This is a genomic window from Stenotrophomonas sp. GD04054 (assembly GCF_029836955.1).
GTDB classification, from domain to species: Bacteria; Pseudomonadota; Gammaproteobacteria; order Xanthomonadales; family Xanthomonadaceae; genus Stenotrophomonas; species Stenotrophomonas maltophilia_A.
Genome location: NZ_JAOECR010000033.1, coordinates 45,964 through 54,706, shown reverse-complemented (window position 1 = coordinate 54,706; position 8,743 = coordinate 45,964). Strand labels below are relative to the sequence as shown.

7 protein-coding genes are annotated in these 8,743 nt (G+C 67.1%); 3 read left to right on the top strand and 4 right to left on the bottom strand.

Features of this window, described 5'->3' with window-relative positions; all coding sequences use genetic code 11:
* Positions 1-365 precede the first annotated feature (365 nt).
* Positions 366-1,301 carry a 2-oxoglutarate and iron-dependent oxygenase domain-containing protein gene (locus N7573_RS15155; RefSeq protein ID WP_032128257.1) on the bottom strand — a complete coding sequence of 312 codons (936 nt, stop codon included), beginning with the start codon at positions 1,299-1,301 and terminating at the stop codon, positions 366-368.
* Positions 1,302-1,496: 195 nt separating this feature from the next.
* Here N7573_RS15155 and N7573_RS15150 point away from each other — a divergent pair, with 195 nt between their 5' ends.
* The 3 genes from N7573_RS15150 to N7573_RS15140 are packed head-to-tail and all read left to right on the top strand — an operon-like array spanning position 1,497 to position 5,399.
* On the top strand, positions 1,497-3,383 hold the full coding sequence (locus N7573_RS15150; RefSeq protein ID WP_279913759.1) for a DUF3413 domain-containing protein: 1,887 nt from the start codon (positions 1,497-1,499) through the stop codon (positions 3,381-3,383).
* Between the two features lie 20 nt (positions 3,384-3,403).
* On the top strand, positions 3,404-4,549 hold the full coding sequence (locus tag N7573_RS15145; RefSeq protein ID WP_032128255.1) for a glycosyltransferase family 4 protein: 1,146 nt from the start codon (positions 3,404-3,406) through the stop codon (positions 4,547-4,549).
* Positions 4,542-5,399, top strand: coding sequence for a polysaccharide deacetylase family protein (locus N7573_RS15140; protein WP_279913758.1), 858 nt, complete (start codon positions 4,542-4,544; stop codon positions 5,397-5,399). Before N7573_RS15145 ends, N7573_RS15140 begins: the two co-directional genes overlap by 8 nt.
* Positions 5,400-5,480: 81 nt before the next feature.
* Here N7573_RS15140 and glmM read toward each other — a convergent pair whose 3' ends face one another.
* The 3 genes from glmM to trpA form a co-directional block, all read right to left on the bottom strand.
* Positions 5,481-6,842, bottom strand: coding sequence for a phosphoglucosamine mutase (gene glmM, locus N7573_RS15135; protein ID WP_032128253.1), 1,362 nt, complete (start codon positions 6,840-6,842; stop codon positions 5,481-5,483).
* The gene (gene accD / locus N7573_RS15130) at positions 6,842-7,717 is read right to left on the bottom strand and encodes an acetyl-CoA carboxylase, carboxyltransferase subunit beta (RefSeq protein ID WP_005410473.1); all 876 of its coding nucleotides are present in this window, start codon (positions 7,715-7,717) and stop codon (positions 6,842-6,844) included. The genes glmM and accD overlap by 1 nt, the downstream gene beginning before the upstream one ends.
* Positions 7,718-7,932: 215 nt before the next feature.
* Entirely contained in the window at positions 7,933-8,742 is an 810-nt protein-coding gene (trpA, locus tag N7573_RS15125) for a tryptophan synthase subunit alpha (RefSeq protein ID WP_279943211.1), read from the bottom strand.
* Position 8,743: the final 1 nt, after the last annotated feature.

Here is an 8,743-nt window from a genome sequence, read left to right as displayed (position 1 = left end):
GAAAGAAATAAGAAGATCAAAAGCAAAAGCGGCAGTGCGGGTAGCTGCCCGCACCCATGGCGTGGATCTACCGTGTCGACCAAGGTCGACACCTACCGGGAATCGCGATTTACCCACCGTCACCGGGAAACTGTCGGGGGTGGGGCGGTGTGGGTTGGCAGGACCGTTGGCGCCATGGATGGCGCCATCGAGCCCCCAGGGACGGGTTTACGGCGTGTCCTGACAACCCACACCGCCCCGCCCAACCAGCAGAAACCCAGAGCCGCTTTGGCTTTGGACTTGCCGGCCAGCGGCCGGCACTACCGCGGGTGCGGGGCGCAGCCCTGCTAAAGAAAAAGGCCGCCTTTCGGCGGCCTCACTTCTCATTACTTCAGCTTGATCTCGCGCAGGCGTTCCTCGAGGAAGCCATGGGCGGTGATCGCCTCCGGGTACCGGCTCGGGTTCTCCGGGGTGATGCAGGACGGCAGCACGTCGATCAGATAGTCCGGGTTCGGATGCAGGAAGAACGGCACCGAGTAGCGCGGCTGGCGCGCCAGCTCGCCCGGGGGGTTGACCACGCGGTGGATGGTCGACGGATACACGTGGTTGGTCAGGCGCTGCAGCATGTCGCCGATGTTGACCACGATGGTGTCCGCGTCCGAGGTGAACGGCACCCACTCGCCCTCGTGCGACTGCACTTCCAGACCCGCGGCGCTGGCACCGACCAGCAGGGTGATGAAGTTGATGTCGCCATGCGCGCCGGCGCGCACGTTCGGGATGTCGTCGGTGGTGATCGGCGGGTAGTGGATCGGGCGCAGGATCGAGTTGCCGAAGTTGGTCTTGTCGGCGAAGAAGTCTTCCGGCAGGCCGATGTGCAGGGCCAGCGCCGACAGTACGCGCGAACCCAGGTTGTCCAGCGCCTGGTACAGGCCGTAACCGCGCTCGCGGAAGCCCTCGACCTCGGTCGGCCACAGGTTCGGCGCCATCACGTCGCGGTACTTGGAGTCGTCGGCGATCTCGCGACCGATGTGCCAGAACTCCTTCAGGTCGAAATGCTTGGAGCCCTTGGCGGTCTCCACGCCGAACGGGGTGTAGCCGCGGGCGCCGCCACTGCCGGCCACGTGGTACTTGCGCTTGACCTCCTCCGGCAGGGCGAAGAAGGCCTTGAAGGCATCGTAGGCCGCGTCGATGTCGGCCTGCGGGATGCCGTGGTTGCGGATGCCCGCGAATCCCCATTGGCGGTAGGCCGCGCCCAGCTCGGCCACGAAGGCCTCGCGGTCGCTGTCGAAACGGGTGATGTCGAGGGTGGGGATCTGGCTCACAGCGGTTCCTGGCTTGTCGTTGGGTCTGGAAGGGCCAGCGCATTCATGGCCCACCTGAACATTGTGACAGATCGCCCGGGGGACGCCACTCGATACGAAGAAACAAACCGATACAATGCGCAACCCGCGCGCGGATTAACGATTCCGTCACAACCGGGACTCCTGCCCCTGTTCCACCTGCCGCCTCCGTCCTTCATGCGCCCTGCTGCTCCTTCTGCCAACACCTCCCTGCCCTCCGGCCCGGCACGTCACTGGCGCCGATTGGCCTGGTGGTCGCTGTTCGTGGCCGGCAACGCGCTGCTGGCGATGGCGATCACGCTCGGCAACGTACCGCTGGCCGACAACCCCGGTGGCGCAATCGGCCTGGTTTACCTGTCGGTCGCTCTGCCGGGGCATCTGCTCGCCTTCGGTGCCCTCGCAGGCCTGCTGCCGCTGCTGCTGGGCCTGTGGCCGCGCAGCGCGCGCACGCTGAGCATCAGCGCCGTGCTGCTGCAGGGCCTGTGGCTGTGCCTGCTGCTGGTTGATGCGAAGGTTTTCACTCTGTATCGGTTCCACCTCAATGCCATGGTGGTGAACATGGTGTTCGGCGGCGCGCTGCAGGACCAGGTCGCGTTGTCCTGGAAAACCTGGCTGCAGGCCGGACTGCTGGTCGCCGCCATCTTCGCCGCCGAAGGCCTGCTGGCCTGGGCATGCTGGAAGCTGTTGCCCGCCCTGCCCCGCCGCCGCCGGGTCCTGCAGGCCTGGGCGGTGGTCGCTCTGCTGATGGGGGGGGGCCAGGTCGCCACCGCCTACTACGATGCCCGCGGCGACCGCGACGTCATCGCGCAATGGAACTACCTGCCCTGGGCGCAGCCGATCACCGCCAAGAGCTTCATGCGCAAACTGGGCGTTGTCAGCGAACAGCAGGCTGGCCTGCCTGACCCGCGCCATGCGCAGCTGCTGTATCCGCTGCAGCCCCTGCGCTGCCAGAACCCACATCGGCCGAATGTGCTGATGGTGGTGCTGGAGTCGCTGCGCCAGGACGCCATGACGCCGCAGCTGATGCCCAATACGACGGCACTGGCACAGGCTTCGCGCGTGTACGACCAGCATTTCAGCACCGGCAACGCCACCCGCTACGGCCTGTTCGGCCTGCTCTACGGCCTGCCCGGCGGCTACTGGCAGAGCATGCTGGACGAACAGCGCGGCTCGCAGCTGTTCCAGGTGCTGGGCCAGCAGGGCTACGACCTGCACCTGTACGGCAGCGCGCCGCTGTACAGCCCGGAGTTCGACCGCACCGCCTTCGCCGACGTACGCGACCAGCTGCACCAGGGCCCCTCCGCCCTGACACCCGACAAGCGTGACGCAGCCATCGTCACCGCGCTGCAGAACGACATCCGCACCAGCCAGGCCGCGCAGCACCCGTGGTTCGGCTTCGTGTTCCTCGACTCCACCCACGCCGGCTACCACCTGCCCGCCAGCTACCCGCCGGTGGCCACGCCGATGGCCAAGGAGATCGACTTCCTGTCCTTCGGCCCGGACCACGACCCGACGCCGGAGCTCAACCGCTACCGCACCGCAGTGCACTACGCCGACAGCCTGGTCGGCTCGCTGCTGGACGACCTTCGCGCACAAGGCCTGGCCGAGAACACCATCGTGCTGGTCACCGGTGACCATGCCGAAGAGTTCAACGACCTCAAGCTGAACTACTGGGGTCACAACGGCAACTTCTCCGACTACCAGCTGCAGGTGCCGTTCGTGCTGCACTGGCCAGGCCAGCCCAGCGGCCATGAGATGCGCACCAGTTCGCATGAGGACTGGGTGCCGACGTTGATGCGCCACGCACTGGGCTGCGAGAACGCCCTGAGCGACTTCAGTACTGGCCAGGACCTGCTGGCCGCGCCAACCACCAGCGAACGTGCGCTGGTGGTGGAGAGCTGGTCGCAGCGCGCGGTACGCCATGGCGATGCCATCTACGTGTTCGACAAGTTCGGCAACGCCACCGCGCTCGACCGGCACTACCGTCCGCTGTCGCGGCAGGCGCCGGACGCCGCCGCCATCCGCTCCGCATGGGAAGCGCTGACCCGCTTCCGCAACCGCTGAACTTCAAGGACCGATCCTGCATGAACCGTCCGCTGCGCATCCTGCATACCGAAGCCGCCAAGGGAATGGGCGGGCAGGAGATCTACATCTTCCGGCACATGCAGGTGATGCGCGCGCGTGGCCATGAAGTGTCGTTGCTGTGCCAGCCCGATGCGCGCCTGGCCACACTGGCACGCGACGACGGTTTCACCGTGCATACGCTGCGCATGGGAGGCCTGGCGCGCCTGCTGCGCGGCGTGTGGTCGGTATCGCGACTGGTGCGTCGCGAACGCTACGACGTGGTCAACACCACCAGCCGCCGCGATGCGCTGATCGCCGCCGCCGGTGCACGCCTGGGCGGCACGCCGCTGGTGGTGCGCTCGCGCCACCTGATGAGCCCGGTCAATTCGCTGCTGACCTATACCGGGCTTCCGCACCGGGTGTTGACCGTCAGCAGTTTCGTCAAGCAGCTGCTGGCCGACCGTGGCATTCCGGCCGAGCGCATCGGCATCGTGCCGCCGATTGCGGTTCCGCCGCGCTGGAGCGAGATCCGCAAGGCCGATCCCTGGCAGTGCCTGCAGGACGCGCGCGCGCAGGTGCGTGCCGAGCTCGGTTTCGGCGAACAGGACATCGTGGTCGGCTGCGTGGCGGTACTGCGCGAGCCCAAGGGCCATGCCGACCTGCTGCAGGCGATGATCCCGCTGTGCAAGGCCAACCCGGACCTGCACCTGGTGATCGTCGGTGATGGCCAGGCCGTGACGGAACGACTGCAGGCGATGTGCGCCGAGCACGGCCTGCAGCGCCAGGTGCACCTGCTCGGCTACCGCGATGGAGCCTGCCGGCTGATGGCCGGCTTCGACATCTTCGCGCTGGCCTCGCACAAGGAAGCGGCCGGCACCGTGTTCCTGGAAGCGGCTTATGTGGGCGTACCGATCGTAGCCACGCGGGTGGGTGGCGTGCCGGAGATGGTGGTCGATGGCAGCAATGCGATCCTCACCCGTTTGGGAGACAATGCCGCCCTGACAGGTGCCTTGCGCCTGCTGGTGGACGACCCGGAACGGCGGCGGCAGATGGGCCGCGCTGGCTGGGACTGGATGCACGGCGCACACCGCTTCACGCCGGACGGCCACGGTGAAGCCACCGAACACTACTACCACCAGTGGCTGAAGGAGCTGGGACATGGCTGATGCGCGAACCGTTCCGGTGCTGATGCACCACCATGTCAGCCCATCGCCGGGCATGATCACCGTGTCGCCGGAAAACTTCGAAAGCCAGATCGCGTGGCTGGCAGGCAATGGCTGGACCTCACTGACGCTGGACCAGTACGCCGGCTTCCTGGCCGGCAAGCCGGTGCCGCGCAAGTCGATCGTCATCACCTTCGACGATGGCTACCTGGACAACTGGGTGTATGCCCATCCGATCCTGCAGAAGTACGGCATGCATGCCGTGGTGTTCGTGGTCACCGGCTGGATGGGCGAAGGCCCGGAACGTCCGCATGCCGGCATTGCCGGAGCGACGCTGCCGTCGACGCCGGACCATCGCGGCTGCGAAGCGGCGATCTACGAGCAGGACCGCAGTGACGATGTGATGATGCGCTGGAGCGAAGCACGTGCGGCCATCGCCGCCGGCACCTTCGAAGTGCATTGCCACACCCATACCCACACCCGCTGGTTGCGCCGTGACGATCTGGACCGTGCGCAGCGCCGTGCGGGCCTGAGCCGGGATCTGGCGATCTCGCGCGAAGTCCTGCAGGACAAGCTTGGCGACGTGTCCGATACCTTGTGCTGGCCGTACGGTGATTTCGACCAGGATCACATCGAAGTGGCGCGCGAGCAGGGCTTCCGCTACCTGCACACCACCCACCCGTTCGGCCGCAACGTGATCGGTGGCGACCCGGAATGCATCTATCGTTTCGCGATCCGCAACCGCCCGGCCAACTGGCTGCGCAAGCGCATCCGCCTGAGTTACAACCCGCTGATCGCGCCGCTGTTCAATGGGTTCAAGGCACGCCAGAAGAAGATGGTGCCGGGGCCCTGAACACGCCATCCCCCCTGGCCGCCGCAAAAGAAAACGCCCCGGAATTCCGGGGCGTTTTCTTTGTACGGATGTGCAGTCGCCTCAGCTGGCGGCTTCACGCACCGCAGCGGACAAGCGGTCCAGCGTCTGCTGCATCAGCGTGGCGTCATCGGCTTCCACGGTGACCCGCACCACCGGCTCGGTACCGGACGGCCGCAGGAACGCGCGGCCACGGCCGGCTACGGCCTGCTGCGCCACAGCCAGCGCGGACTGCACGCTTTCAGACTGCACCGTGGCCTTGGCCGAGACATTGCCCAGACGCACGTTGACGGTCTTCTGCGGCACCCGCACCAGGCCCTTCAGTGCCTGGCGCAGGGTCTGCCCACTGTTGCGCAGCGCGACCAGCACCTGCAGAGCGCTGACGATGCCATCACCGGTGGTGGCCCGGTCCAGGCACAGCAGATGGCCCGACGCTTCACCACCGAGTACACCGCCGCCTTCGACCAATGCCTGGTGCACGTAGCGGTCACCAACGTTGCTGCGCACGAACGGGATCTGCAGATCGGCGAAAGCTTTCTCCACGCCGTAGTTGCTCATCAGCGTGCCGACCACCGGGCCGCGCAGGCGGCCTTCGTCCTTCCAGGCGCGGGCCAGGATGTACAGCAGGTCATCACCGTCGACCGGGTTGCCCTGGTCGTCGGCCATCAGCACACGGTCGCCATCACCATCGAACGCGATGCCGAGATCGGCACGGGTCTCGCGGACTTTGGCCGCCAGGTTGTCGATATGGGTGGAACCCACACCGGCGTTGATGTTGACGCCGTTGGGCTCGGCACCGATGCCGATCACCTCGGCCCCCAGTTCGCGGAACAGCAGCGGTGCGATCTGGTAGGTGGCGCCGTGTGCGCAATCCAGCACCAGGCGCACGCCACGCAGGTCGAACGCGCGCGGCACGCTGGCCTTGCAGAACTCGATGTAGCGGCCGACCGCTTCACGCGCACGCGATGCCTTGCCCAGCTTCTCCGATTCGGCGGTGGTGAACGGAACGTCCAGCGCCGCTTCCAGGGCAAGTTCGGTGGCATCGTCGAGCTTCTCGCCCTGGGCCGAGAAGAACTTGATGCCGTTGTCGTAATGCGGGTTGTGCGAGGCGCTGATGACGATGCCGGCGTCCACGCCCAGCGTGCGGGTCAGGAACGCCACCGCCGGGGTCGGCATCGGCCCCAGCAGCTGTACGTCGGCGCCGGCGGCGACCAGGCCGGCTTCCAGTGCCGCTTCGAACATGTAACCGGAAATGCGGGTGTCCTTGCCGATCACCACGATCGGCCGGCGCCCGTCCTGGCCGCGCTGGGCGACCAGGACACGGCCCAGGGCATTGCCCAGGCGCAGCACGAAGTCGGCCGAGATCACGCCCTGGCCGACCCGCCCACGGATGCCATCAGTACCGAAGTACTTGCGGCCTCCCATCAAGCCACCTCCGGCGCCGGCTGACGGCCCAGCATTGCCAGCAGATCGGACAGGCGGTCGCGCATTTCGCGGCGGTCGCAGATCTGGTCGATGGCACCGTGCTCCAGCAGGAACTCCGAGCGCTGGAAGCCTTCCGGCAGCTTCTCGCGCACGGTCTGCTCGATCACGCGCGGGCCGGCGAAGCCGATCAGCGCCTGCGGTTCGGCGATGTTGATGTCGCCCAGCATCGCGAACGAGGCCGACACACCACCGGTGGTCGGGTGGGTCAGCACCGAGATGTACGGCAGGCCCGCTTCACGCAGCTTGCCCAGCGCGGCCGAGGTCTTGGCCATCTGCATCAGCGAGAACAGGCCTTCCTGCATGCGCGCGCCGCCACTCTGCGAGAAGCACACGTACGGGGCGCCGATCTCGACCGCGGTTTCGGCGGCCAGCGCGAAACGCTCACCCACCACCGAGCCCATCGAGCCACCCATGAAGGCGAAGTCGAACGACGAGGCCACCAGCGCACGGCCCTTGAGCAGGCCGCGCATGGCGATCAGCGCGTCGTACTCGCCGGTGTTCTTCTGCGCGATCTTGATGCGCTCGCTGTACTTCTTCTGGTCCTTGAACTTGAGCAGGTCGGTCGGGCCCAGGCGCGCACCGATCTCGGTGGTGCTGTCGGCGTCGAACAGGGCGGCCAAGCGCGCACGTGCGCGGATCGCCATGTGGTGGCCGCACTTCGGGCAGACCTCCAGGTTCTCTTCCAGTTCCGGACGGTACAACGCGCTGCCGCAGTTGCTGCACTTTTCCCACAGGCCCTCGGGGACACTGCGCTTCTTGCTGGGGGTGTTGTCGGTGCGGATGCCGGACGGCATCAACTTGCTGAGCCAACTCATGCGGGAGGACACTTCCGTTCAGGGCGGCCCAAGGGCCGCAAAGGCGGACAGTCTAGCTCCGCTTTCCCCGCCCGTGCACCCCCTTGCCGGCCACGGGGCAGCCTGAAAAAACCATGCTGGGACGTACGTTTAGGTGCTGGGTCGTGCCGGCCGCTGGCCGGCAGCCCTTGCATGCGAGCCGTCAGGAGGATGCCGGCCAGCGGCCGGCACCACCGTTACGCATCCAGCGCCTGCCGCAGCGGGGCCAGGAAGGCTCCAGCGCGCTGCGCGGCCTCTTCAGCCGAGCCCGCTTCGGCCAGCACCGCCACCAGTGCACTGCCGACCACCACGCCATCGGCCTGGCGCGCCATCGCCGCCGCACTGGCCGCATCCTTGATGCCGAAGCCAGCCACCACCGGTACCGAAGCGCGCGCACGCAGGGTCTGCAGGCGGGCGCTGGCAGCATCACTGTCCAGCCGCTCGGACGCGCCGGTGACACCGGCAAAGCTGACGTAGTAGAGGTAGCCACGGGCCAGCGCCAGCAGCTTGTCGGCACGTGCCTCGCTGGTGGTCGGTGAGGCCAGCAGCACCAGCGCCAGGCCGGCTGCATCGAAAGCCTGCTGCGCTTCACCGGCTTCTTCCGGCGGCAGGTCGACCAGCAGCACACCATCCACACCGGCCTCCACGGCCGCCTTGGCGAAGGCGGCGTAGCCGTGGATCTCCACCGGGTTCAGGTAGCCCATCAGTACTACCGGCGTCTGCGCGTCACGCTCTCGGAACTGCGCCACGGCCTGCAGCACGTAGCGGCTGCCCGCCCCGCGTGCCAGTGCACGTTCGGAGCTGCGCTGGATGGTCGGGCCATCGGCCATCGGGTCGGAGAACGGCACGCCCAGTTCGATCACATCGGCCCCGGCATCGACCAGTGCATGCATGACCGGCACGGTGGCCTCCAGCGAGGGATCACCGGCAGTGATGAAGGGAATCAGCGCCTTGCGCTGCTGCTCGCGCAGTCGCTGGAAACAGGCATCGAGTCGGGATACAGGCATC